The organism is Streptomyces sp. NPDC004667 (genome assembly GCF_040609475.1).
GTDB lineage: Bacteria > Actinomycetota > Actinomycetes > Streptomycetales > Streptomycetaceae > Streptomyces.
The window spans coordinates 1-25,274 of record NZ_JBEXKC010000012.1 but is presented as its reverse complement, the minus strand read 5'-3'; the positions used below and the strand labels follow the sequence as shown (position 1 = coordinate 25,274).

General features: G+C 70.9%; 21 protein-coding genes and 1 pseudogene. 8 read left to right on the top strand and 14 right to left on the bottom strand.

Going from position 1 to position 25,274, the window contains the following annotated elements; translation table 11 throughout:
- Positions 1-58 precede the first annotated feature (58 nt).
- Positions 59-709: a glyoxalase gene (locus ABZW32_RS09255; protein WP_356213409.1), complete on the top strand. Its 651-nt coding sequence runs from the start codon at positions 59-61 to the stop codon at positions 707-709.
- Between the two features lie 100 nt (positions 710-809).
- Positions 810-1,196 (top strand): annotated as a pseudogene (locus tag ABZW32_RS09250) (DUF1801 domain-containing protein); the annotation flags it as partial.
- A gap of 47 nt (positions 1,197-1,243) precedes the next feature.
- On the opposite strand, the gene ABZW32_RS09245 reads toward ABZW32_RS09250, so the two are convergent.
- Both ABZW32_RS09245 and ABZW32_RS09240 read right to left on the bottom strand, forming a co-directional pair.
- Entirely contained in the window at positions 1,244-2,095 is an 852-nt protein-coding gene (locus tag ABZW32_RS09245) for an NAD(P)H-binding protein (protein ID WP_356213407.1), read from the bottom strand.
- Positions 2,096-2,213: 118 nt separating this feature from the next.
- On the bottom strand, positions 2,214-3,095 hold the full coding sequence (locus ABZW32_RS09240; protein WP_356213404.1) for an SDR family oxidoreductase: 882 nt from the start codon (positions 3,093-3,095) through the stop codon (positions 2,214-2,216).
- A gap of 85 nt (positions 3,096-3,180) precedes the next feature.
- Between ABZW32_RS09240 and ABZW32_RS09235 the strand changes: the two genes are divergently transcribed.
- Positions 3,181-3,759: a helix-turn-helix domain-containing protein gene (locus ABZW32_RS09235; protein WP_356213401.1), complete on the top strand. Its 579-nt coding sequence runs from the start codon at positions 3,181-3,183 to the stop codon at positions 3,757-3,759.
- A gap of 45 nt (positions 3,760-3,804) precedes the next feature.
- Here ABZW32_RS09235 and ABZW32_RS09230 read toward each other — a convergent pair whose 3' ends face one another.
- Positions 3,805-4,413, bottom strand: a complete 609-nt coding sequence (locus ABZW32_RS09230; protein ID WP_356213690.1) for a helix-turn-helix transcriptional regulator — start codon at positions 4,411-4,413, stop codon at positions 3,805-3,807.
- Between the two features lie 142 nt (positions 4,414-4,555).
- On the opposite strand from ABZW32_RS09230, the gene ABZW32_RS09225 reads away from it, so the two are divergent.
- Positions 4,556-5,548: an alpha/beta hydrolase gene (locus ABZW32_RS09225; protein ID WP_356213398.1), complete on the top strand. Its 993-nt coding sequence runs from the start codon at positions 4,556-4,558 to the stop codon at positions 5,546-5,548.
- A gap of 92 nt (positions 5,549-5,640) precedes the next feature.
- On the opposite strand, the gene ABZW32_RS09220 is transcribed toward ABZW32_RS09225, so the two are convergent.
- The 8 genes from ABZW32_RS09220 to ABZW32_RS09185 all read right to left on the bottom strand — a co-directional run bounded on the left by ABZW32_RS09220 (position 5,641) and on the right by ABZW32_RS09185 (position 15,348).
- The gene (locus ABZW32_RS09220) at positions 5,641-6,567 is read right to left on the bottom strand and encodes an MBL fold metallo-hydrolase (protein ID WP_356213395.1); all 927 of its coding nucleotides are present in this window, start codon (positions 6,565-6,567) and stop codon (positions 5,641-5,643) included.
- Between the two features lie 31 nt (positions 6,568-6,598).
- Positions 6,599-7,852 carry an MFS transporter gene (locus tag ABZW32_RS09215; protein ID WP_356213392.1) on the bottom strand — a complete coding sequence of 418 codons (1,254 nt, stop codon included), beginning with the start codon at positions 7,850-7,852 and terminating at the stop codon, positions 6,599-6,601.
- 718 nt (positions 7,853-8,570) lie between these two features.
- Positions 8,571-10,043 (bottom strand): aldehyde dehydrogenase, encoded by a 1,473-nt coding sequence (locus tag ABZW32_RS09210; RefSeq protein ID WP_356213389.1) that lies wholly within the window; start codon positions 10,041-10,043, stop codon positions 8,571-8,573.
- 110 nt (positions 10,044-10,153) lie between these two features.
- A complete protein-coding gene (locus tag ABZW32_RS09205; protein WP_356213386.1) occupies positions 10,154-10,699 on the bottom strand; it encodes an EF-hand domain-containing protein in 546 nt (181 codons plus the stop codon).
- Positions 10,700-10,765: 66 nt separating this feature from the next.
- Entirely contained in the window at positions 10,766-12,373 is a 1,608-nt protein-coding gene (locus tag ABZW32_RS09200) for an acyl-CoA dehydrogenase family protein (RefSeq protein ID WP_356213383.1), read from the bottom strand.
- A 300-nt stretch (positions 12,374-12,673) separates the two neighbouring features.
- Positions 12,674-13,924 (bottom strand): multidrug effflux MFS transporter, encoded by a 1,251-nt coding sequence (locus tag ABZW32_RS09195; protein ID WP_356213381.1) that lies wholly within the window; start codon positions 13,922-13,924, stop codon positions 12,674-12,676.
- Positions 13,925-13,927: 3 nt separating this feature from the next.
- A complete protein-coding gene (locus ABZW32_RS09190; protein ID WP_356213379.1) occupies positions 13,928-14,572 on the bottom strand; it encodes an NAD(P)H-binding protein in 645 nt (214 codons plus the stop codon).
- Between the two features lie 23 nt (positions 14,573-14,595).
- Positions 14,596-15,348, bottom strand: coding sequence for an MBL fold metallo-hydrolase (locus ABZW32_RS09185; RefSeq protein WP_356213377.1), 753 nt, complete (start codon positions 15,346-15,348; stop codon positions 14,596-14,598).
- Positions 15,349-15,429: 81 nt separating this feature from the next.
- On the opposite strand from ABZW32_RS09185, the gene ABZW32_RS09180 reads away from it, so the two are divergent.
- From ABZW32_RS09180 to ABZW32_RS09165, 4 genes are all read left to right on the top strand, one after another.
- Positions 15,430-16,059, top strand: coding sequence for a helix-turn-helix domain-containing protein (locus ABZW32_RS09180; RefSeq protein ID WP_356213374.1), 630 nt, complete (start codon positions 15,430-15,432; stop codon positions 16,057-16,059).
- A 191-nt stretch (positions 16,060-16,250) separates the two neighbouring features.
- Positions 16,251-16,520 (top strand): hypothetical protein, encoded by a 270-nt coding sequence (locus ABZW32_RS09175; RefSeq protein ID WP_356213704.1) that lies wholly within the window; start codon positions 16,251-16,253, stop codon positions 16,518-16,520.
- Positions 16,521-17,297: 777 nt separating this feature from the next.
- Positions 17,298-18,830: an alpha/beta hydrolase gene (locus tag ABZW32_RS09170; protein ID WP_356213372.1), complete on the top strand. Its 1,533-nt coding sequence runs from the start codon at positions 17,298-17,300 to the stop codon at positions 18,828-18,830.
- A gap of 639 nt (positions 18,831-19,469) precedes the next feature.
- Complete coding sequence (locus ABZW32_RS09165) at positions 19,470-20,210, top strand: hypothetical protein (RefSeq protein ID WP_356213702.1); 741 nt, start codon at positions 19,470-19,472, stop codon at positions 20,208-20,210.
- Between the two features lie 56 nt (positions 20,211-20,266).
- On the opposite strand, the gene ABZW32_RS09160 is transcribed toward ABZW32_RS09165, so the two are convergent.
- The 3 genes from ABZW32_RS09160 to ABZW32_RS09150 all read right to left on the bottom strand — a co-directional run bounded on the left by ABZW32_RS09160 (position 20,267) and on the right by ABZW32_RS09150 (position 24,405).
- On the bottom strand, positions 20,267-20,647 hold the full coding sequence (locus ABZW32_RS09160) for a hypothetical protein (protein WP_356213369.1): 381 nt from the start codon (positions 20,645-20,647) through the stop codon (positions 20,267-20,269).
- A 671-nt stretch (positions 20,648-21,318) separates the two neighbouring features.
- Positions 21,319-23,859 (bottom strand): Helicase associated domain protein, encoded by a 2,541-nt coding sequence (locus ABZW32_RS09155; RefSeq protein ID WP_356213366.1) that lies wholly within the window; start codon positions 23,857-23,859, stop codon positions 21,319-21,321.
- 51 nt (positions 23,860-23,910) lie between these two features.
- Positions 23,911-24,405, bottom strand: a complete 495-nt coding sequence (locus ABZW32_RS09150) for an SMI1/KNR4 family protein (protein ID WP_356213363.1) — start codon at positions 24,403-24,405, stop codon at positions 23,911-23,913.
- Between the last annotated feature and the right edge of the window lie 869 nt (positions 24,406-25,274).

Below are 25,274 nucleotides of genomic sequence, written 5' to 3'. Positions count from 1 at the left end.
CCGGTCCCGGACCGGTCAGGAATCGAGAAGCCCCGCCCGCCACCCGGCCCCTAGCGTGATGTCCATGGCAACCACGACTCCCACCGCGGCGAACACCTTCTCCCTCAACTCCGTCACCCTGGAGGTGGCGGATCCGGAGGCCGCCCGCAGTTTCTACAGCGCCTTCGGCGTGGACGCGTACATCGGCCTGCGGGCCTGCGACGCGCACTCCACCGGATTCCGCGGCTTCACCCTGGGGCTCACGGTGTCCGGGCCAGCCACCGTCGACGGCTTCTTCGCCGCCGCCGTGGCGGCCGGCGCCACCGTCCTGAAGCCCACCGCCAAGTCCCTGTGGGGCTACAGCGGCGTCGTCCGGGCCCCCGACGGCACGATCTGGAAGATCGCCACCTCGGCGAAGAAGGACACCGGCCCCGACACCCGCGAGATCGACGAGATCGTCCTGCTCCTCGGCGTCGAGGCCGTCAAGGCCACCCGCAAGCTCTACACCGGCCTGGGCATGACCGTGGCCAAGGGCTTCGGCGGCAAGTACGTCGAGTTCGCCCCCGGTCAGTCCAGCCCCGTCAAGCTGGCGCTGTACAAGCGCGGCGCCCTGGCCAAGGACCTCGGAGTCCCCGCCGACGGCACGGGCTCCCACCGCATCGCCCTCGGCGGGGCCGCCGAAGCCTTCACCGACCCGGACGGCTTCACCTGGGAAACCACCGCCGCGTAGCCCGCCCCCACCTTCCCCGCCACGAGAGGAACCCAACATTCCGACCACGAAGCAGAGCGCCTAGAAGTACGAGGGATTCACCGCCGAGGAGCGGGCCGTGATGAAGGCCCACGCCCGCGACGAGAAGAGGACGGCCGCGCGGCGCGGCCCGTCCCGGGCGCAGCAGGAGGCGGCGGCGGAACAGGACGTCCTCGCGAAGATCGCCGAGATGCCGGACACGGACCGCGTCCTCGCCGAGCGGATCCACGAGATCGTCAAGACCGCCGCCCCAAACCTCGCGCCAAAGCTCTGGTACGGCATGCCCGCGTACGCCAGGGACGGCAAGGTCGTCTGCCACTCCCAGAGCGCGGACACGTTCACGTCGCGCTACGCCACGCTCGGCTTCAGCGACCTGGCTGCTCTCGACGACGGCACCATGTGGCCGACCTCCTACGCCCTGAGCGAGCTGACCGCACCCACCGAGGAGCACATCGCCACCCTTCTCCGCGGCCGGCCGCACGGACCGGTCCCGTACGGCTGGTCAGTGCGACAAGCTCAGCGGAAGTCGTCGGCGTGGCAGACGGCCCACTGGGCGTAGGTGTGTGCCGGAGCGCCGGTGATCTTTTCCGCGATGGCGGAGGTCACCGCCACGACGCCGTCGGCGGCGGCCCACTGACCCACGATCGCCTCGGCCACGACCGGATGCATGGTTCTGGCGATTTCCGCGCGAGCCTGCTCGTCGGAGACGTGTTCAACCCGGATACGACGGCCGATGGCCTCGCCGATGTGCTCGACCTGGCGCTGCAAGGTCAGGGACTCGGCCCCGTAGACCGTGTAGGCCTGGTGCGAGTGGCCCGGTTCGGTCAGGGCGGTCACCGCCAGCGCCGCGATGTCCTTCTCGTGCACCGGTGCCGACTGCGCAAGCGGATGGGGAAGGCGGACGACGTTGTCGGTGCGGATCGATTCGGCCCACCAGGTGCGGGTGTTGGTCGCGAAGGTCCCCGGCCTGAGGAACGTCCAGTCCATGCCGGACCGTTGGACGGCCTGCTCGATCGTGCGGTTCAGGCGGGCGACCGGGTGGTCGGCGTCTAGGTCCAGGACGACCGACACCGACGAGAGCAGGACCACCTGCCGGACCCCTGCGGCTGCGGCCGCCGCAGCGACCTTCTCGATGTCGTAGGGCTTCTGGGGGTCGAGCATTCCGTACAGGAACACCTTGTCGGCACCGTCGAGCGCTGCGGGCAGCGTCTCGGGACGCTCCAGGTCGGCGACGACTGCTTCACACCCGGGCGCCAAGCCCGCGGCTGGGGTCCTGTTGACCGCTCTGACCTGCTCACCGGCGACCAGCAGGCCATCGGCCACGTGACGTCCGACGTTACCGCGAGCACCGAAGACGACTGCCACCATGAGGGAACCTCCTGCTTGTTGTGGACATGAAATGGCGGGGGTGGTGCGAGATGTGCCGCCGCCACACGGATGGCGGGCCGGCGCCGGCAGCGGGTCCGCCCCGGTCGTCGGTCGCCGATCAGGGCCGGATGTTCTCCAGGTCCTCCAGAAGGCCGGGGTGCTTCGGTTCCCAGCCGAGCGCCTGCCGGGTGTGGGTGCTGGACGAGGGCTGGTCGGCCTTGAAGATCGGGCCGAGCGGGCCGTAGGTCTCCTCCGGCACCGACTCGACCGGCAGGCCCAGCCGTCGGCCGATGACGGCCGCGATGTCCCGTACCTCGTCCCCCTCGTCGGCCACGGCGTGCCAGGCGGTACCGGCCTCCGCCTGCTCCAGGGCGAGCCGGAAGAGAACGGCCGCGTCGAGCGCGTGGACGGCGGGCCAGCGCTGCGTGCCGTCGCCGGGGTAGCCGGAGATCCCGCTCCGGCGTGCGATGTCGGTCAGCAGACCGGCGAACCCGCCCGTGCCCCCGTGGTGAACCGTGCGCGGCATGCGTACGGACGTACTCCGGACCCCGCGCGAGGCCAGGCCCAGGATCGCCGTGACCGTGCGGCCGCGGCCGCCGACCGGCCCGTCGGTCGGCACCGGGTCGGCCTCGGTGGAGGCGCGGTTCGGCACCCAGGGCGTACCCGAGACGGTGACCAAGGGACGGTCGCTGCCGACGAGCTCCTCGCCGAGGGTGGTGAGGGCGGCGGTCTCCTCGGCGATGTTCCGGGCGAGGGCCTCGGGGCTGCTGAAGTCGTTGCCGAAGGCCAGGTGGATGACCCCGTCGGCCCGGGCGGCGCCGGAGCGCAGTACGTCCGGATCGGCGAGGCCTCCCCGCAGTGGCTCGGCGCCGGCTGCCTCGGCGGCCTGTGCGGAGGCGTCGGAGCGGGCCAGTGCGAGGACGGTGTGGCCCTTGCCGAGGAGTTCGGCGACGACGGCGGAACCGATCAGACCGGTGCCGCCGGTGACGAAGACGCGCATGGAAACCCTCCCAGAGTGATGGGACTCTTGTCCCATCACCCTAGCAGGGTGATGGGACAAGAGTCCCATCGCATATGATGAACCCATGGGTCGATGGGAACCAGGTGCGCGTGAACGCCTCGTCGTGGCTGCGGTCGACCTGTTCAGCGAGCAGGGGTATGACGCCACGACGGTCGCGCAGATCGCCGAGCGTGCCGGGGTCACCAAGAGCACCTTCTTCCGGCACTTCCCCGACAAGCGCGAGCTGCTGGTCGCCGGGCAGGAGACGCTGTGCCGACTGCTGACCGAGGGGATCGCCGACGCGCCCGGCAACGCCACCCCGCTTGAGGCAGTCGCTGCCGGTCTCGAGTGCGCCTCGGCCGCGATGGGCCCCGGGAGTCGCGATCTCGCCCCCCGCCTCAAGGCGGCCGTCGCCTCCAGCGCCGAGCTTCAAGAGCGCGACACCCTCAAGACCGTCAGTCTCGCGGCCGCGATGACGACCGCTCTGATCGCCCGCGGCGTACCCGATCCGACTGCGGCTCTCGCGGGCGAGCTGGGCGTCCTCGCTTTCAAGCGGGGGTACGCCGAATGGGCCGAGGGCGATCGTGGCGCCGAGGACGACCTCGCCGGGTGCACCCTGGCGGCCCTGGACGAACTGCGTGCGGCGAGCGCGTCGCTGGGCTGACCGGACGAGCATCGTCCCGTGCTGGTGCGCCGGACGAGCGGCGCTTTAACGGGCCCATCGGCCGGGGTCTGGGGTACGCGATCGTGGGCGCTCCCCCTGCGGCCCGAACATGATCAGGTACTCGACCGGTCCGCCGGGCCCGGCGTTCGCGACTCCGTGCGCGGTGCGGGTGTCGAACTCGGCCACGTCCCCGGCGCTCAGCACGAGGTCCTGCTCGCCGAGTGCCAGCCACAGCCGCCCGTACAGGACGCACAGCCATTCGTACCCGTCATGGGAAACCTGGCGCGGCCGCACCGGCGGCGCGTCGACGGCGGGCAGGACGTGCTTGTGGGCGTGCAGGCCCCCGACGTACCGGGTCAGTGGTAGCACCGCCTTGTCGTTTCCGGAACGCTGCGGCACCGGAGTGCGCGGTCCGGCCGCCGCGGCGGGTGCGGTGCCGGCCAGCTCGTCCAGGGAGACGTCGTACGCCTTCGCGAGCCGCAGCAGCACCTCCAGGGTCGGCTTGCGCCGGCCGGTCTCGATCCGCGACAGCGTGCTCGGCGAGATGCCGGTCGCACGGCTGACGCCGGTGAGCGTCGCACCGTGCCGCTCGCGCGCGGTCCGCAGCCGGGGGCCCATGGCCGCCGACGTGTCGGCCGTGTCGTTGCCTGTCACCATCGCCCCGCTCCCTCCGGCCGTGCCGCTTCCCCGCCGTGTCCTGCCAGTTTGCCAGGATGGCAAGAGCGCTCGCATCGCGCGGCCGCCGCGCCGCATGATCGGTGGGCAACCGCGGCCGCCCGTCAACCGAGGAGAAGCGATGTACCAGCAGCCCGTACCGTCCGCCGACCTGCGCCACCGCACCATCGAGGCACCCGCGGGGCGCCTGCACCTGGTCGAGCAGGGCACCGGACCGCTGGTCCTGCTCGTCCACGGCTTCCCCGAGTCCTGGTACTCCTGGCGCCGCCAACTCCCGGCCCTCGCGGCGGCGGGGTACCGGGCCGTGGCGCTCGATGTTCGCGGCTACGGCCGCTCCTCCAAGCCCGCCGCGACGGACGCCTACGGGATGCTCGACCTGGTGGAGGACAATGTCGCCCTGGTGCGCGCCCTGGGCGAGGAGAGGGCGGTGGTCATCGGGCACGACTGGGGCTCCAGCATCGCGGCGGCCTCCGCCCTGCTCCACCCCGAGGTCTTCCGCGCCGTCGGACTGCTGAGCGTCCCCTACGCGCCGCCCGGCGGCCCCCGCCCCACCGACGTCTTCGCGCAGATGGGCGGTGACCAGGAGTTCTACGTCTCCTACTTCCAGGAGCCCGGCCGGGCCGAAGCAGAGATCGAGCCCGACCTCCGGGGCTGGCTCGCCGGTTTCTACGCGGCCATGTCCGCCGACACCATGCCCGCCCGGGGCGAGCCCGACCCGCACTTCGTGGCCCGCACCTGCGGCCGGCTGCGCGACCGCTTCCCCGGCGGCACGCTGCCCGCCTGGCTGACCGAGGACGACCTCGACGTGTACGCCGGGGAGTTCGAGCGCACCGGCATGACCGGGGCCCTCAACCGCTACCGCAACATGGACCGCGACTGGGAGGACCTCGCCCAGTACGGCGGAGCCCCGATCACGCAGCCGTCCCTGTTCATCGGCGGCTCCCTGGACGCTTCCACGACCTGGATGGCCGACGCGATCGACGCCTACCCGACCACCCTCCCCGCCCTGGCCTCCACCCACATCCTGGAAGGCTGCGGGCACTGGATCCAGCAGGAGCGTCCCGAGGAGGTCAACCGCCTGCTGACCGCCTGGCTCGACTCCCTCCGGGGCTGAATCGGCAGGTGTGCCGGCCGTTGAAGGTCACCGGAAGAAGGAGAGGCTGCCCGTTGGGCGGCGGCCGCGCCCTCGGGAAGAGGGCCATGTGGTCAGCGCGGGACGGTGTGTGCGGTGGCGGGGACGGGTGCGAGCCGGTAGGCGTCGTGGTGGGTGATCACGAGGCCGGCGGTGGGCGGCGCGAAGTGCGTGCCGAGGATCAGGGTGTCGGTGCCGGCGAGGGAGTCGAGCAGTTCGCGGCGCGTGGCCTCGGACTGCGCCGGGTCGATGTCGACGCAGGCGCCGATGCCGGGGTGGGCGAGCTGGACCGGGTGGTGGATGCAGTCGCCGGTGATCAGCGCCGTCTCGCCCAGGCTGGTCAGCTCGACGGCGATGTGGCCGGGGGTGTGTCCGGGCGTGGGCAGCAGGCGCAGCCCCGGGGTGATCTCGACTCCCTCGACCGGGACGTCGACGAGGTTGAGCATTCCCGCCTCCTCGACCGGGATCACGGAGTCGAGGAACATCTGCCTGCGTGCCTCCTCCATGTCGTACGTGGCCCAGAACTCTCGCTCGGCGCGGGAGGTGATGTAGCGGGCGTTGGGGAAGGTGGGGACCCACTCGCCCTTCACCTTCTGGGTGTTCCAGCCGACGTGGTCGGCGTGCAGGTGGGTGAGGATCACCAGATCGACGGAATCCGGGTGGAAGCCGGCGGCGGTGAGGTGGTCGAGGAAGTCGGACCGCAGGTCGTGCCACGCCGGGTTGGCCCGTTCCTTGCCGTTGCCGATGCCGGTGTCGACGAGGACGCGCAGCCCGCCGATGGTGAAGGCGAAGCTGTGGCTGTCGATGCGCAGGATGCCTTCGTGGTCGGCGAAGTCCGGGTGCAGCCAGTCCTGGTGCCTGACCACGTCCGTGGTGGCGTCCGGCAGCAGCCAGGGGCCGGTCGCGGGCGGCAGGGGGACCTCGTCGATGCGGTGGACGGTGACGGCGCCCACGGTCCAGGAGGGGATGGCGTTGGTCCGGTCGGTGGGTGAAGCGTTCATGGTCCGTCGTTCCTTCGGCTTTTCGGTGGGTTCAGCGGTGGTGGTGGTCGTCTGCGGAACGGGGTGCCTTGCGTCCGGACGCGGTCAGCGCTGCCGCCGCCGCGACGGCGGACAGTGCGGCGGCAGCGGCGTAGACGAGGCAAGTGGTCCGCAGACCGAAGTGCTGGGTGGCGACGCCCGCGGCGATGGCGGGCAGGCTCATGGACAGGTAGCTGAGGATGTAGTACGTGGCCAGGGCCGCGGCGCTGTCCCCGTGGCCCAACGAGCCGAGCATCATGCGCAGCGTGCCCTGGGAGACGGCGCCGAAGGCGATGCCGGCCAGGGCCGCCCCGCTGTAGACGGCGACCAGGCCGGCGCCGTGCAGACCGAGCAGGCTCAGGGCCGTGGAGGGGACGACCGCCAGGGATCCGCGGGTGGCGGCGGTGAGCGGCGTGGTCCCGCGCAGCAGCCACACGGTCAGCGCCGCCCCGGAACTGACGACGAAGAAGACCATCCCGGCGAACACCGACGGGGCGCCGGGGGCCATCAGGCGTACGAGCGCCGGTCCGAGGGAGGAGTAGAAGCCGCCCAGCGCCCAGACGGCGGCGACTGCGGTGCCGGCCGTCAGCAGAACGCGGCGTCCCGGGGGCGGCACGGCAAGCCGCGGGAGCAGGGAGCGCAGCGCGCCGGGGTGAGGGCGGGCCGTCTCCGGCGTCAGGACGACCGCGACCGTCTGGGCGGCAAAGAGTACCGCCAGGATGACGTACACGGTGGCCGTGGGAGCCGGAACGAAGCGCACGAGCAGGGTGGAGGCCAGTACGCCGGCCGCCATGCCGAGGACCGGGGCGATGCTGTTGGCCAGGGCGGAGCGGCCGGGACGCCGGGGGTCCTCGAGGTCGAGGAGGGCGGCGCCCGCGGCGCTGATGGCGGTGCCCGTTGCCGCTCCTTGCAGGATGCGGGCGGCGATGAGCTGCCCGGCGCCGTCCGCCGAGGCCAGCAGCAGCATGGAGGCTGCCGCCAGGACCAGGGCGCTCATCAGGACGGGCCGCCTCCCCAGGTGGCCGGAAAGGCCTCCGGCGGTGAGCAGGGCCACCAGCAGCGCCAGGGCGTAGGCGCTGAAGACCACTGTGATCGTCAGGGCGGTCAGGCCCCATCGGTCCTGGTACAGGGGGTACAGCGGCGTCGGCGCACTGGAGGCGGCCAGGAGGAGCGCGAGGATCGACACGTGCAGAGCGGAGGAGGCCGCGCGGGTGCGGGCGGCGGGGCGCGGGCATCGCGCGGCCAGGTCTGACGTGGCATTGAACATGGGACCCCTCCCGCTAAACGCAATCCGTTTGCTTTAAATCACCGTAGATCTTGGTGCCGACTAAAGCAAATCGTTAGCTTTTGATGGCGCCGGCGGCGTCGGCGGCGGAGGAACGCCCTCCGACCGCCGGGCGGAGGATCGGCTGACCTGGACGCGGCTTCTGATCTCCGAGGGCGTCCTGCCGCACACACGCCGATGTACCGTCGGCTGTCCTCGCGGCAGCCCCAGGCCCACCGGGAGGGCCGCTTCCCCGACCTGATCGACACCATCCGCGAAGTCCAGCTCCCGCCGGCCTGACCGGACGCGGACGCGTTCGCCGCCGCCGAGATGCCCGCCTGTTCCGCCTGGACCGCACTACGGGCCAGCAGCAGGCCCTGTACGTCGCGGTGGAACAGGACACCCTGCGGCAGCAGCTGACCGGCTGGCTCGAGTTCGCGGGCATCCCGGTCCTCGTGGTCCGCGGGGTGACGGGGCTGGTGTGGATGCCTGTCAGGATCCAGGCGCTGTGGTTCATGGGGGCGAGGAGGCCGTTGGACCAGCGGGTCGTCCCGGCCTCGGTGTTCGCGTCGTCGCAGATGCTGAAGAGTCCGTCGTTCACGAAGACGACCAGGGACGTATCCAGGCCCGCGGGTCGTCGAAGGGGGCGGGCTTGCCCGAGCGGCCGGCCTGGTGTCAGTTTCCCAGGCCGGTGTCGGTTTTTGAGATGGCCGCTGCGGTGTCACAGGGCGTGGTCTTGCGCCGTGGCGTGGGTGGCGTCGCAGATGGCTTGGAGTCTGCTGGTGCGCTGGAGTGGGAGTGCGGCGCCGCCGAAGGGGCCGCCGGAGTGGCCGGTGCCGCCGTGGGTGGGCAGGACGGGGATGTTGCCGCTGTGCGTGTCGTTGATCTTCAGGATGCCGCCGTTGCGTAGTTCGTTGGAGAATCGTGCGATGACGTCGGGGTCGGCCGCCCACAGGGAGTTGCGCAGGCCGTAGGGGTTCGCGTCGAGGAACGCCAGCGCTCGGCCCAGCAGTTCGGCGTCGGGGGCCCGGTCGGGCACGACGAGTTTCAGGAGTGGGAAGAACGTCTCCTCGTAGACGCTGGGGATCGCCGACGCTGTCTGGAGGCCGTCGATCCGGATCACGGTGGGCTGGATGAACATGCCGTCGGTGGTCGGCCGGCCGGTGTGGTCCCACTGGGCGCCGCCGGTCACGACCCGGGCGCCGGCCGCCGTCGCCTCGCTCAGTGCCTGCCGGAACTTGGGCGCCTTGAACACGGGCGAGAGCAGCACCTGCGGATCCTCGGGGAGCCCGGGGCGTAGTGCTTCGGCCTGTTCGACCACTGCGGCGATGACGCGGTCGGCGATGTCCGGGTGCACGATCGCGTAGCGGGGCACCATGCAGATCTGCCCGGAGGCGTGGAAGCATTCGGCCAGCGCGCGGGCCGCCTGGGCGGGATCCGCGTCGCGCCAGATCAGCGCCCCGTCGTTGCCCGACAGTTCGAGCACCGGCTTCTTGCCCCGTGCCAGGCAGTCGGCCGCGAGTGCCTGCCCGCGCCCGGAGGAGCCGAAGTAGAAGACGGTGTCGACGTCGGGGCTCTCGAGCCAGGAGCGCAGCGTCTCCTTCGTATCACCGCACAGCACCGACAAGATGCCCGGCGGCGCGCCGGTCTCGGCCAGGGCCGGGGAGACGATCTCGTGATAGAGGAAGGCCAGCGCCAGCGGGCTGCTGCGCGGCGCCCCGACCACCAGGGCGTTGCCGCCGGCCAGCGCCCACACGCCGAGCGCGCCGGCGCTGGCCGGGGCGTTCTGCGGGGGGCTGAGGGCGACCACGCCGTCGGGTTGGTAATGCAGGCGCACGGTGCGGCGTCCGACGCGCGTCTCGTGCTCGGCGGTGTGGCGGGCGAAGGCGATCGAGTCCTGATGTGAGCCTTCGAGCATTCCGGACAGCTCCCACCGGGCCACCGGCAGCGGGTGGCCCTCGGCGACGCACAGGTCGACGAACTCCTCGCCGCGGCGGGCCAGGCGGTGATGGAATGCGGAGACCAGCGAGAGGCGCTGGTCGAGCGGGACGCGGGCCCAGGCGGGCTGGGCGGTGCGCGCGGCACGCAGTGCGCGGGCGAGCTGGTCCGGGCGGGCCAGTGCGACCCGCCCGGCCAGCCGGGGGTCCTCGCTGTCCTCGCCGTCGGCCTGGCCGCGCTCGCGCTGCAACACCATGCGGCCGACGGTGAGTGGATCTCGGATCAGTGCGCTCGCGCGGGCGGTGTACACCCAGTGGTCGGCTGTCTCGGGTGCGCCGGCGACCAGAGGCGGATAGGAGCGGAGCACTACGCGCCGAACAGCAGGTCGCCGACGGGCTCCTGGCCCTCGCCGGTGTAGAACTGTCGCGCCGCCGCATCGATCTGATCGATGCTCACCTCACCGCGGCCGTCGGCGTCCAGGCGTTGGAACGCGGCCTCCACCTCGCCGTCCGGGGTGCCCAGGGCGGCCTGCAGCACACGGAACTCCTGCGGAGTGATCGTCCCGTCGCCGTCGGCGTCGGCCAGTTCGAGCACGGCGCGCACCGCGGGGTGGAACGTGCGGTCGTAGCCGCCGCCCTTCTGCACGAAGGCGCCCGTCATGCCGCGGTGGTACTCCTGCGGGCTGATACGCCCGTCGCCGTCGATGTCGCACTGCTCACGCAACGCCTCCCAGACATCGAGCACGGCGCCCACGAGCGCCTTGCCCTTGGCGGAGGTCGGGCTGCTCTCGCAGGCGGAGAGCACGCGCACGCCGAATGCCACGAAGTCCGTGCGCTCGATGTAGCCGTTGCCGTCCAGGTCGAGCTGCTGCTCGAACGCGCGCTGGTGCTTGGATTCCAGGTGTGCACTCATGATCGTGAACTGCCTTTCTCTCGGGATGATGCGACGGCGTGCTCCCCAGCGGGCGCACGGTGATACTCAGATGCCGATCCCGTCCTGCATGGGGGCACCGAGGAACTCAGGGGCGTATCCGAAGGCGTCGACCAGCTCCTGCGCGATCTCGGCCAGCTCCCGATGGCCGTGTTCGAGGCGTTCGCGCGCCGCTTTCCAGGACTGCGGGTCCAGGAGCCCGTGCGCCAGGTACCAGTCGGCGTGCCGCAGCACCGCGCCCAGGCCGTAGTGCTCCAGGACGCACCGCGCCGCGTCGGCGCCGCCGGCCGGGATCCGTTCGCCGAGGCTGCGAAACGCCTCGGCGTCCGCGTACGCCAACGCGGCGTCGCGCAACGCCTCCGCGGCCGTCTCGCGTCCCGGCGCCCGGCCGTCGGTCCGGTGGATCCGGGCCGCTTCGCCGAGCAGGCCGCGGACACGGGCCTGTAGCAGGGACCGCAGCCGCGCGGCGTCGAAGGCCCCTCCGGACGGTGCGGGGCCGAGCGCGTCGAGCCGGCCGAGGTGGGCTGGAGGCCGGGCGGCCAGCAGGCGGCCGAGCGCGAGGGCGATCACCTGGTTGTCGCCCTCGGCCGTCACCGCGCCGTGCGCGATGCCCAGGTACTCGGCGATACGGTTGCCCAGCAGCATCCCGCGTGCCCCGGCCCGCTCCCGGCATTCGTCGATCACCGACAGGGCCGTGTAGGAGGCGTGGACCTTCACGCTGTTGACCATCAGGGTGCGTTCGGGCTCCGTGATACCCGCGGCCCAGCGGTCCTTGGCGTCGTTGACGAGGGCGGTGGCCGCGTACACCCGGCTCAGGCAGGTCATCAGGGCCGCGCGGTGGTTGCGCTGGGACAGGGCGGGCACCGCCGCCCAGGCCGCACCCCGCGTCATCCGGCGCAGGGAGTAGCGCACGGTGATGGCCAGTGACGCGCGGGCGGTTGCCAGCGCCATGCTCGGCAGCAGAATCCGCCCGAGCTTCAGGCAGTCCAGGGTGAGCCAGAACCGGCCGGGGGAACCGGGATCGGGCCTGCGCGGATCGGCGTCGGCACCGTCCGGACGCGGCCCGGCCAGCCAGTGCTCCCGCGGCACCACCACCCCGTGGAACCCGGTGCGCGCGTAGTCCATGCCCCCGGCCAGGCCCCGCGACAGCGGAGTAACGGAGACTCCCGGGACCGGCCCGTCCTGCGTGGCGATACGCACCAGGAAGGCGTGCAGCGGACCCCGGTCCCGCCCGCCCGCCCCGGCCGGCGGGTCCAGCCGGGCGAGCACCACCGCGATCTTCGCCACCCCCGGATACGCCGACGTCGACATGACCTTGTACGCCGCCGGGTCCGGGCTCGTCAGGACGAACGAGTCCGTCGCCTCGTCGTACCGCGCCCGGGTCCTGACCGAGGTCAGATCGTTTCCGGTGGTGCCCTCCGTCGCCATGAGCAACCCCACCGAGCGCATGCCGTCGAGCTCCGCGAGCAGGTCCCGGGTGTACTCGGGCCGCTGGGACAACCCCACGATCGAGGCGACGCACAGGTTGTAGTGGACGCTCATCAAGGCCCCGGCCGTCGGCTCGGCGACCGCCGCCCAATCGTGCACGGCGCACAGCCGGTGCACATCGCGGACGATCACGGACGGCGGGTCCGCCGCGGAGCACAGCGCGCGCATGACCGCGTAGGAGCGGGCCGTCGCCGCCTCCGGAGCAAGCCCCGTCCGGGAGCCACCGGCGATCCGTGAAAGCAGACCGGGAAGCTCACCATCGAGGTCGGCACTCTCACCCGATAAGACGATTCCGCGCATGGCGTCCGCCAGCGCGCCCCCGCACCGAGAGGACGCGGGTTCCACCGAGACCGACATTCACCTCAGCCCTCCCCCAGAGATGACCCACTCCCTTCCGCACGGAGAGGCGCACCCTGGCGTGTCAACGGCGCCAAGGTACCCGAATCCGCAGCGGCCTCGAGGGGGCTGTCAGTCGAATGGCGTAACGGTGCCCCTGTCTATTTGGTCAAGGCGTCCTTGGCGAGCCGGCCTGCGAGTGCGCTCACCGGGCATCGAGCGGGTGAGGACGCCGAGTGTGAGCAGAGCGAGCGTCGGCAGCACGGCGACGATGATTCCCATCGGCAAGGCGTCGGTGGCGCCACCCGCGCCGGCCAGCGGAGCAAGTGCCCCGCCGAACATGAACTGGCTGAAGCCGAGCAGAGCGGCTGCCGACCCGGCGTGTCCGCCGTGGTCGGCCAGGGCCTGGGCTGCGGCGTTCGGCATGACCAGGCCCACACTGGAGACCAGGACGAACAGGCCGATCAGGAGCACGGGCAGGGGTGCCCGTGTCAGCACCGCGCCCAGGACCGTGGTGCCACCGGCTGTCGCGCCCAGGAGACCGGCGAGCAGCAGCAGGCGGGCGCCGGCCCGGGCCACCAGCCGGCCGCTGATCTGGGCGGCCGCGATGAGTCCGGCGGCGTTGACGGCGAACACGGCGCTGTACTGCTGCGGTGACAGGCCGTGGATTTCCTGCAGGACGAACGGCGAGCCGGAGATGTAGGCGAACATCGCCGCGAAGACCAGGCCGTTGGCCAGGACGTACCCGGTGAAGACCCGGTCGCTGAGCAGCTGCCCGACGACAGCCGGCAGCGGCTGGGGTGACGCGGAGGGCCGGGTCTGCGGCAGTGCTGCGGCGGAGGCCGCCAGCATCACGGCGCCGAGTACGGCCAGGCTCACGAAGATCCCCGGCCAGGCCGTGACGCGCAGTAGCTGGCCGCCGAGGACCGGCGCGAACACCGGCGCCAGGCCGGTGATCAAGGTCAGTGTGGAGAAGAGACGTGCGGTCCGGGTCCCGGAGGTGCGGTCGCGGACCATGGCGTTGGCGATGACGATGCCGAACGCCCCGCCGATGCCCTGGACCAGGCGTAGGCCGATGAAGGTCCGGACGTCGGGCGCCACCGCGCAGAGCGCGCTGGCGATCGTGTAGAGGGCGAGGCCCACCAGCAACGGACGCCGCCGGCCATAGGTGTCGCTCAGCGGCCCGGCGATCAGCTGCCCGATGGCCAGCCCGGCCAGACAGGCGGTGATGGTGAGCTGGGTGGCCGCGGCGCTGGCGCCCAGGTCGCCGGCGAGGTCCGGCAGTCCGGGCAGGTAGCTGTCGATGGACAGTGGTCCCAGGGCCACGAGCGCTGCGAGCAGGACGATGAATCGGGTGTGCCGGCCGGCGGCGTCGTTGCTCATGGCTCAGTACGCCACGGTGATGCGGCGGCGGATCGCGGTGCCGCTCTCGATCGTGTCGGCCAAGGCGATCGCGTAGTCGGCGTACGAGATGCGGCTGTTGCCGTCGTCGTCGGTGAGCAGGGTGTCCCCGGCGCTGCGGTAGGCCCCGGTCCGCTCGCCCGCTCCGATGACCGCGGCGGGCGACACGTACGTCCAGTCGAGGTCGTGCACGCCGCGGTAGAGGTCGAGCGCTTCGGACTGGGCCTCGGCATTGGCCTTCCACAGCGCGGGGAAGTCCGGGTCGTCCATGACCCGGGTGCCGGTCGGCGTACGCAGGCTACCGGCACCGCCGATGGTGACCAGGCGGGTGACGCCGGCTCGGCGGAGTCCGTCGATCAGTGCACGGGCGGCACCGACGATCGTGGCGCGGTCGTTCTCCTGGCCGATCCGGGGGCCGACGGCCGACAGTACGGCGTCGTGGGAGGCGGCGAGGCCGGCGACCGCGGCGGCGTCCGTGACGTCACCGGTGGTCACGGTCAGGGCCTTGTGCCCCAGTCCGTCGACGTGGCCGGCCCGGGTGACCGCGGTGACGGTGTGGCCGCGACGCAGTAGTTCCTCGGTGGCGGGCCGGCCGATGTTGCCGCTGGCACCGAACAGGACGATCTTCATGTGTTGCTCCTTGTTTCTGATGGTCACAGGACGGGCTGGCCGTCGGCGACGATGGCCGCGGTGATGCCGCGCTCGTCGGCGGCGTGCCGGAAGCGCTGCTCGATGTCGGGTTGTTCGGTGTAGAACGGCGGGTTGTGGAACAGGCCGTAGTGCATGGCGCAGACGGTGCCCGCGCCGAGTGCGACGGCGGCCTCGACGCCTTGCTCGGGGGTCATCGTCGCCGGGACGTTGGCCGCGTAGCCCTCGAAGTGGGCGATGACGCCGTTGACCGGGACGAACGCGACGTCGAACGGGCCGTGGTCGCGGGCGATCTGCCACCAGCTGCCGTGCCACTGGGTGTCGCCGCAGTGGATGACCCGCCGGCCGGCGCCCTCGACGACCCAGGCGACCTGGTCACAGTCGTTGCCGCGCCAGTCCAGCGAGGTCACCGGGGTGACGGTCAGCTCTCCGATGCGGCGTGACCGGCCCAGGTCCTGGGCGACGGGGGTGATGCCCACCTCGCGCAGCGCCGCCGCGCTCGGGGTATGGCAGCCGATCGTGCCGGTGGCCGCGATCCGGGCGATCAGGTCGTGGTCGTAGTGGTCGGGGTGCAGGTGGGTGATGAGGGCGTGGGTGCCGGGCGGGGTATCGACCGGGTCGACCGGCCGGTGCGGCGGCCCCATCACCGGCGCCAGCGGAGCGACGTTCTCGAGCGGGTCGATCAGCAGGCGAGTGTCGCCGAGACGGATTTCGACGCCGGCCCAGGCCAGCCGACGAACGGAAAGGGTGGGGGTCATGGGCAGCGACGCTAGACCGACCTTGTTGAGAAAGTCAACAAGGAAGTTTTGAATCTCAACACCACGATGTAGGGTGGTGGCATGCGCACCTACGGGCAGTACTGCGGCATCGCGAAAACACTGGACACTGTCGGCGACCGATGGACCCTGCTGATCGTCCGTGAGCTGTTCGCCCTGGGTCCGTGCCGGCACACCGACCTGCGCAACGGGCTGCCCGGGATCGCCAGCAACCTGCTGGTCGACCGGCTTCGCGAACTCGAGGAAGCCGGCCTGATCCACCGCGAGGCCGCCCCGCCGCCGGTGGCCACCACCCTGTTCTCCCTCACCGAGCGTGGCCGCGAGCTGGAGCCGGTGCTGCGGGAGCTGAGCCGGTGGGGCATGCCGCTGTTGCGTGAGCCGGGCGGCAGCGACACCTTCCGCACCCACTGGCTGGACATGCCCGCCCGGGCACTGACCGACCACCGCCCCGACCAGCCGGCAATCGCCCTGCAACTGCACGCCGACGGCAGCGAGGACCTGGTCATCGAAGTCAAGGACGGCTCGGTGCACACGCACGCAGGCCGGGTCGACCACCCCACCGCGTCACTGACCGGACCGCCGCACCTGCTGGCCGCGACCCTGCTCGGCGACCTCGATCTGAACGCCGCAGTACAGCAAGGCCTGCGGCTCAGCGGCGAACGCGAGGCAGTACTGCGCATCCTGCCCCGCTGATCGACCGGCCGCTCGCGAGACTGCGACCTCAAGCTCTACCGAGTCTGCGCCGGTCTCAAAACGGTCCATTGAGCGTTTTCCAACTGGCTTTGGGCAGCTAAGGGCGCCTATCGGGGTAGAGCGCGGGATCGGGTGAGGCTCCCGGTAAGACAAACAATCGACCAAGGAAAATGCCTTTCCCGGGAGCCTCGTTGCTGTCCTACCCTGCCGCGATCCCGCTGTCCACCCGATCGCTGAACCACCTCGCCGACCTGATCCGCACCCAGAGGCCTCGACGACCGCGAGGCTGGGCGACCATCGAGCAACTCGCCCCCAACCAGCCCGACCTGCGCATCGACGGCGAGCTCTACCAGCGGTGGCGGGACCGGGTCGCGATTCGCGTGCGCGGGCGTCCCGGTCTTCGGCCGACCGTCGCGGTCGCCGGGCCGCGCGCGGCGGGAAAGTGCGAGCGGGCTCGCTGACCGCCCGCTGAACGCACCGGAACAACGGAACGCCGGTCCGGGGCCGAGACCGCCCGACCGGCGGGAGCGTGAGCGGTAAACGCGCGACGTCGGGTATCCCTGCCCTAACCCCTAAGGGGGCGGGGGCGGGGGCTTCGTGCGCCGATCAGGTGAGACCGGAAGGTTGCGAGGCTGCGTCGAGTGGGCCGACGCGCTGGCCCGGCGCGTCACCGCCGCTTCTGACGAACTCGCCGCTCCACCTCTGCCACCGCTCGGCACGCGGCCGGACCACTGCACGGCTCGCCCGTGCCGGGCCCCTGCTGTCCGCGTGTGGGTGCGGGCGGCGGCGGGCGTCAAGTGAGCACCACTGCATGGTCGTTGACCTCCGCCCGCTGGGTGTGGAGCGTGGCCCGGAGCGACAGCCCGGCCGGTGTGGGGTTGCGAGAAGTCTGCTGTCGTCCCCCCCCCCCCCGCAGATGCCGGAACGCCGCAGCCGTGTTCTCCCGCTCCTGCCCTGGCGCCGACGGCACACCGATCGGCCGTTGCCGTCGGCACCGCGGCCGCGTGCCATTGCTGTGCCGCAGGGCCGGGTGTCCACGGGGTGACGGCCGACAGGGGCCGGCCGGGCACGCACCCTGACCGACGGATGCGAGTAGTCGGACTCCAGATCCACCTCGGTGCGTCGTCGTACACCACAAGTTGGATCACGAGCCCATTCCCGAGCCGTACGAGGTACGAGTGGACGGAACACAGACTGGAAGCAACCCGAGACACTCATTCTGTACAGAGGACTGGCGCATGTTTCTTCGAGGCGGACGAACGATTTCCGTACTGACCGTCGGTGCGGCGACGACCGTGATGGCAGCGCTCACCCCCGCGACGGCGTTCGCGGCGGGGGATCCGCTTCAGCCGTACGCCCAGCAGAGACTGCGTTGGGAGCGCTGCGATACGGGCCACCCGGCGGCGTTCGAGTGCGCGAAGGTCAAGGTGCCACTGGACTATGGCGACCCCGGGGGCCGGAAGATCGACCTCGCGATATCGCGGATCAAGGCGGGCAGCGCGAGGGAACGGCACGGGGTGCTGCTGATGAACCCCGGGGGTCCGGGCGGTCCGGGGCTGACCATGCCCGTGGAGATGGAGCCCCTGTTGCCGACGGAGGTACGCGAGCGGTTCGACCTGATCGGCTTCGACCCTCGCGGGGTCGGGCAGAGCTCGCCGATCGGCTGCGACCTGACGGGCGACGAACAGACCTTCCATCACCCCTACGACGCGGGAACCTTCGAGAAGGATGTGGCCCGGGCCCGGACGGTGGCCGACAAGTGCTGGGCCAAGGCGGGGGACGTGCTGCCGCACATCACGACCCGAAACACGGCGCGGGACATGGACGTCGTGCGGGCGGCACTGGGGGAGAGGAAGATCTCCTACTTCGGGCACTCGTACGGCACATACCTGGGCGCCGTATACACGCAGATGTTCCCCCGGCGTTCGGACCGTTTCGTGCTCGACAGCGCGCTCGATCCGGCGCTCGCGTGGCGAGGTCTGTTCCGGGGATGGTCGGCGGGGGCAGAACTCGCCTTCACCCGGTGGACCGAGTGGGCCGCCGCGCGCAACGCCACGTACGGGCTGGGCTCGACTCAGGCGGAGGTCCGGAAGACGTACTGGGAGCTGATCGCCCGCGCCGACCACACACCGGTACCGGTACAGGGCGGGACGCTCAGCGGTGGCGCCATCCGTTCCCAGTACGGCGCGTTTGTCCACGTCGAGACCGTCACCCCGTGGATCGTCGCGTTGAAGACCGCGGCTGCGGGCGGATCGCCCGCGCCAGCCACGCCGACCGCGGCGATGGTGCCCGACTCCGTTCCGGTCCGGACCGCCGACACGGGGGCAGGAGCGGCAGCGTTCGGTGCGGACGTTCCGTCGGACAACGCGTCCGCCGTCGTGTGGGCCGTCTTCTGCGGTGACAGCCGCAGCTGGCCGCGCGACCCCGAGCAGTACCGCCAGGACGCGATCCGTGACCAGGCCAAGTACCCGCTGGCCGGCGACCTGGGGGCCAACATTCAACCGTGCGCGTTCTGGAAGTCGGCGGGCAGCGAGCCGGCCACCGCGGTGAGCAACGACGTCAACGCGCTGATCGTGCAGAACCAGTGGGACCCGCAGGCGACGCTGGCCATGGCGCAGGGCATGAGGCGGGCGCTGCAGGGCGCGCGGATGGTCACGGTGGCCGGGGGTGAGGGCCACGGCGTGGTGGTGGCCGGCCCGTCCTGCGCGGACGCCAGCGTCACGCGGTACCTGACCACGGGCCGACTGCCTGCGAAGGACCTGACCTGCTAAAGGGTGCTGCAGAACGTCCATCTCGGGTAGGTCTGAGTGGTGCTTGAGCTGTTGTTTCACCGTGTCATGGTGAGGTTGTGCATGGTGGTGGCTTTATTCACGGGTTGTGGTTCTGGCACAACTTCCGTGAAACCACGCCGCTCGGGCTCGCGCCGACCTATGGGCGATCCGCTGACCTGCCAGTTCACCAGGGCCGCCTGCATTGGACACCGAGGGCCGGTACGACTTCACGGAAGTTGTGCCAGAACCGCTGGAGATGAACAAAGCCATCGGCGGTGACGTCGAGTTCCCGGACGTCCACTCGGATCAGGTGGCCGCGCTGGGCCGCCGCCGGGACCTGCCTGCCCTCCTGGACCGGCATGTTCCCCTGGGCTCGGATCAGGAGGCGGTACGTCTCGGTGTCCGCCGTTCGGAGTTCGATTTGTTGGTGGAGCGGGGGTATGTCTCGCCGGTGGGGTCGGTGGAGATCGATTTCAAGCGGCAGGGTGGCGTCACGACCGTGGCTCTCTACAGCGCGGAGGAGGTGGCCCTCCTGCCGGTGGTGTGGCCGTCCGTGGACTGGCGGGCGGCGCGCACGGTCGCGGCTGGGCGCCGGTCCCCGCTCGCCGGTCTCGACCCGGTGGACCCGGGCGGCTACCGGTGTTGCTGGCGGGGGTGGCGCGGATCGCCGGGGTGGGGCGTGCCGCGGTGGTCCAGTGGCGCCGCCGCCACGACGACTTCCCCGTCCCCGTCGGCGGGACCGGTGTCCACCCGGAGTTCGACCGCGCCGCCGTGCTGGCATGGCTGCTCGCCCACGGGAAGATCGAGATGCCCACCCGGACGCCGACCGGTGCACTCCTGATGGCACGCCCTGGTGGTGGTACGCGGACGTTCCGGCTGGACGACCCGCTCTTGACTCTGGCTGAGGATGCGTCGGGTGAGGACCTGCTCTCGGGCTGGTCCACGGACGACGACGCCGACACCCTCGCCACCCTGACGGACACCGGGTCCGGTGGGGCGCTGCGCCGGCTGACCATGCCGGGCACGGTCGCGTGGGCGGTGCCGGGCGGGGTGCGGGTTCTGGACCGGGTGCGCACGGGCGCGGGGGGTCTGTACGTGACCCTGGCGTGGCCTGCCGGTCTGCGGGGCGCGGCTTCACCGCGGCCGACGGGCGGCGTGATCCGCCACGCACTCCCGTACTCGGCGCCGGGGGAGGCCTGCGCCTGTCGGCGTCAGGAGTGCGGCGGCCTGGTCCCGGCCGGCTGGTGCGTCGAGCATGGCGACGCAGCCGGCCCGGCGGTGGAGTGGCATCCCGGCGGCGGCCTGCGCTGTGCGGTGCTGGCGGGGAAGGCTGGTTCGGGCGGTGCGACCGTGGCGGTGTCGGGCACACTGCCGGAATGACCGATGTTCACCGGCGGGCGTCTGGGACACCCGCCGGTGTTGGTGCGGGGGTGTGACTACAGCACGGCGAGGGTGAAGACTCCGTCCTTCCACTCTCCGGTGCGAGGATCGTCGGAGCCGATCTTGAAGTCGTGGGGGCCGTCGCAGCCAGACGCCCCGGGCAGGTACAGGTTGAGCCTCCGCCAGTCGTGCGTCTGTGTCACAGCGATGGCGCCCTCGCGTTCGATCGTGTTGTCGAACGTGACGCAGTACCTGCCGGTGTCGAGCCTCCTGGTCTGGGCGACATGCTTGCCTGACCGCAGGGTTCCATCAGCGTTGATGATGGCGGCGCCCCGGGCGTAGGGAGCGTTGCTGTCCGCTGCGGCCGGGCTTGCGAGGGCGGCCGTTCCAGCACAGGCGGCGAGGAGGACTGCTGCGGTTCCTGCGAAGCGACGCATGAAATTCTCCGATTCTTCCAGTTCAGCGCCATTGTGGCGCAGCCTCGGTTATCGCCGGAGAGCTGTCCTTCGGGAGGCAAACTACGCATAACTGGGGCTTAGTTCACCAATTAACGCGAATATGCCTGTTCTCTGGATTGAGAGCCGGAGGTCTCGTATGGGTGGTCCTTCCCCAGGTCCCAACTACCACTGGGGCCTCCGTAGATCGACAACATCGACCCGCACAGGCTCCGCCGAACGATCAGCCCAGGTCAAAGTGCCGAACAGGGCCGCGAAGGCTTAGCGCACGATCTGACAGCAGGGCGCAGCGAGGGTTGTTCTCCGGTACCTCGGGGGTGGTGCGCAGCAAGGCCTGAAGGGCCGGGCCCTTCGGGCCATTTTGCTTCTGGGGCTTGCCGCAGGGTGCCACACGACGCACCGCGGCCGCCCTCCGGGTCCTGGCGGGCCCTGCGGGCGAATCGCCGGGAGCCCTTCTGCGATCTCTCGGTTTCGTGACGGTGGAGTGAGAGACAGTGAGGGTGTGTGTGTTGGCTCAGGTCAGCGTCGGTTTCCGTGGCGGGGCTCGTTGTTATGGGTGTGAGAGATCGGGGTGATTCCACTGTCACGGGGCGGTATTCGTGCTGGTGGTGCACTGACACGAAACCGAGAGATCTTAACCACGGCCCCTGCGGTCATGGGCCGGCCCACTCCACGCCGAGGTCGGCGAGGGCGGCGAGTTGGTCGGCGTCGAGCCGGTCGCGGCGCTGGCGTTGGTTGGCCAGCCATACACCTGTGCGGTGCGGGCCGTCCGGCAACTGCTCGACGTGAGCCCTGCCGGGCATGCCGCCCTCCCGCTGCACGTACTGCTGGAGGGCTTGGAGGCCCTTCTCGAACGCTGCGGCCCCCCGCCCGGACGTGGGCGTCGCACCCGCGGTCGCACCCGCGGTCGGGGCCGCCGTGCGGGCTCGTACGACCCGCGCCGGGGTGATCCCGAGCTCGCCGAGCCGCCGTTGCTGCTCCTCGTTGAGCCGGGCCCAGTCGCGTCGTTGGGTGGCGAGCCACCGGCCGATGTCTTCGCCGTGCCGGGTGACCCCGGTGGTGATGGCTGTCAGGAGTGCGCCGTCGTCCAGGAGCTGGGTGAGGTAGGCGTAGTGGCGTTGCCAGTCGACCGTCCATCCGCGTGTTCCCGGGTTCCAGTTTTCGTCGATTGCGGCCAGCGCCGCCGCCCGACGTGCGGCGCGTACCGGGTCTTTCCCGAGCCCGCCGGGCCGGCGCACGTTGGTGAGCCACTGCCCGATCTGGATGTCGAGGATCGCCGCACCCCGCGGGGCCGCCAGGGTGCCGTGCAGGCCGTAGTACGCCCGCGCGGCGGCGAGGTTCTCCTCGAAGGCGGCGTCGGCGGTGTCCCAGACGATCCCGAGCCCCTCCAGTTCGGCCGCCCGCTCCCCGGTCATGGTCCCGGCGCGGAACGCCCTGCGCTGGTCGGAGAGCCACCTCCCCAGCGGGTACGGGCCTTCGGCGTGGTCGTACGGGACCTGGAGGTCGCCCTCGCGTTCCCGGTACCGGAACGCGGCCTCGACGCCCCTGCGCCAGTCCTGCCGCTCGGTGTTGAAGACGTGGTAGCTGATCCACTTCGCGATCATCGCCGGATCCCGGGGGGCGGCGAACCGGAGGAGGAGCCGGTGTTCCTCCTCGCCCTCGCCGGACGCCTTGCCGACGGACAGCGACGGATGCACGATGCGTTTCTGGTTTTCCTGGGGAATTGCGAGCATTTCCACGGCACGCTCATCGTGCGCTCGAAGCCCATTCAAAACCCGAATAAGGGGGCCATACGACTTCGAAGTGAGAATGTCCTCGGGATTCTCGTCCTCCCTCAAAAATACGGGCACGATCAAGGTGGCCGTCTTTCCCTGTCCGGGCTTCTGGCGGAGCGCCCGGCCGATGGCCTGGACGATGTCGACGGCGGATCCCTTGGGGTCGATCAGGGCCACCGAGTCCACGGCTCGGATGTCGACGCCCTCGCCCAGGACCCTGCAGTTGGCGAGCACGGCGCGCCCGGCCCGTCGGCCGAAGTCGGCGAGGACGGCGGCCCGGTGTTCTGCTTCGTGCTTTCCGTGCAGCCACCCCGTCCACACGGTTGCGGGGTGCCGGACGGGGTCGACGGCGTGCAGGCGGGCAGCGACGCGGTCGAGGCCTTCGGCGAAGGCCTCGGCTTCGATGGTGCGGTGGTGGAAGGTGATGGTGGTCTTGAGGTCGTGTTCGGCCATGGTCTCCAGCAGCGTTGTCTGCACGGCGGCCAGGCGCTGGCCGCGCAGCCGTTCCTCCCAGCGTTCCTCGCTGTAGAGCCGGGCCGGTGTGACGACCGGGTCGACCAGTTCGGCCACCACGACCTGATACCTCGCCAAAAGCCCCCGGGCGATGGCGTCGGCGAGCGACAGCTCGTACACGACGGGCCCAAAGACGCGCACGTCGTCCATCGAGCAGGCCATCTCCTTCGGGAGTCGGTCCCACCGCGACCGCGGCACGAAGACCCGCCCCTGAGCCTCCGCCTTCTGTCGCCGCTCCTCTTCCTCGCGCCGTTCTTCCTGCGCCAGCTCCTGCTTCAGCCGTTCCTGTTCCCGAGTCCTGGGCGGGCGTTCGGCCCAGATCCGGGGGGTGGCGGTCATGTACAGCCGGCGCCGCGCCGGGATGACCTCCTGGAGGTGCACGTCCGCCCACGCCTTCCCCGCCGACCCCGACGTCCGGTGCGCCTCGTCCACGACCACCAGGTCGAAGGCCTCCATCGGGAGCCCGTACTCCCCGCGGTGCGCCTCGGCGATCACGGGCAGGGATGCGTAGGTGGCGTAGACGGTGACCGGGCCCCGGCCGTGCCACAGGGCGAGCTGCGGCGCCGACGTCGTCGTGCGCACCTGAAGCCCGTACAGCTGCGCGTTGTCCTCCAGTGAGCACACCGCGACAGCCGGCCCGTCGTGGCCGGCTGTCCTCCACTCCCGGACGGTCTGGGTGAGCAGGTCCAGGGTCGGCAGGAGCACCAGGACCCGCCCGCGCCGGGCCAGTCGAAGCGCGGCCGCGGCGGCGATGAACGTCTTCCCGGTCCCGCACGCGGCCACCACGGTGGCTCGTAGGCCGGTTTTCGGGATCCGTTTCCTCGGTGGGATGTCGAGCCCGCTCACGATGGCTTCGACTGCCTCCTCCTGATGGGGACGCAGTACGACGTCACTGGACTTCTGCATCTGCACTCCACCTGATTCGAAGAGGGAATCGTTGATCGGGCGCGTACCGGGCTAGGCCCAGGGGTCTTGGCCTGTGGCTGTGATCTGGCGTTCCTGTGCGCGGGTGAGGAACCGCGGCGCCGCGACGTCCCACAGTGGTGTGCCGGACAGCGGATGCCCGGGCAGCTGGGCCCGGAAGATGCGGACGAGGAACTCCGTCATCCCGCAGTCATAGAGCTTGAACGCGTCCTTGCCGCGCTCGTACACCAGGACGGGCCACTGGTCGGGATTGTCCCCGGTCCGCAGCCAGCAGAGGAGGTCGCCCGTACCGTCGACGGCCCAGGCGAGGACCCAGTCTGCCTGGGCTTCGACCCCCGGTATCCCTTCCAGCTCTTCCCAGAGCTCCTCGGCCACGGAGCTCTCCTCGGTGATGGGCCCCGATGGCCGGCCGGAGCTGTCGAGTGCCGGCTCGAAGACGCTCACGAAGTTCTCGATGGCTCCGGCGCCGTAGTGCTCCACGAATGCTCTGTAGTCTGATGGAAAAGAGAAGCCCCACGCCTTTTCCATCACGCCCCAGTCGACTTCAGAACCAGCTCCAGGACGTGGAGGCATTGTGGTAAGCAAGGTATTGACCGACATTCGTCACTCCGTGGAAAGTATGCCCCGGGAGGCAGTGGCCAGGTTCTCGGGATTCTGCACAGTGCATCTCACGAGTACACATACAGAAGACTGTACCGGAGCGAGCCCTGCCGTGAGCGGAATCGTCTCGTAGAAGGGTTGTGAATGGGCTACGGAGCCGAGCGGCGGGAGATCGAGTAGGCACTGCGCCGGAAGGCGATCGGAGGGGCGTCCACACTGGAGATGCTCACCTGGCTGAGAGGCGATCTCGAGACCCGCATCAGCGATCCGGTCGACCGTGACAGCGCGATCTCCTTCTTCATAATCTCGATGTTCACAACGGTCTTCGATCTCGGACTCACACCCGGACGGTTCATCGCCTCCTGGGACCGGTTCGGAGGCCACCTGAACGACGAGGAACTAGTCCGCAGACTGGGCCCGCTGATCCTGGCACCGGGCATGGAACCCTCATCCTGCGAGTGCGAAGCCAACTGCGGCGGATTCTGGGTCCGACAGCAAGCCCACCCCTCCCTACTGCTGGTGCCCGCGGAGCGGGCCAGCCCTGGAGGCGAAGCCGGAGAGACTCCGGGCGGGGGAGCGAAGCGGACCCGCCCAACAGGCCGAAGGCCCAGACCCCATGAAACGAGGTCACCCCAGGCCGCGCAGCGGCCCGTTCGGGATGAAGCGAAGCGGAATCCCGAACTCGTCCGAAGCGAAGCGTAGGACACCGGCCCGAAGGGCCGGCCTTGGGCCGGCGAAGCCGGGCCCCGCCGAGCGCAGCGAGGCGGTTCTCTCCTGGGGCGCGCAGCGCCCCAGGG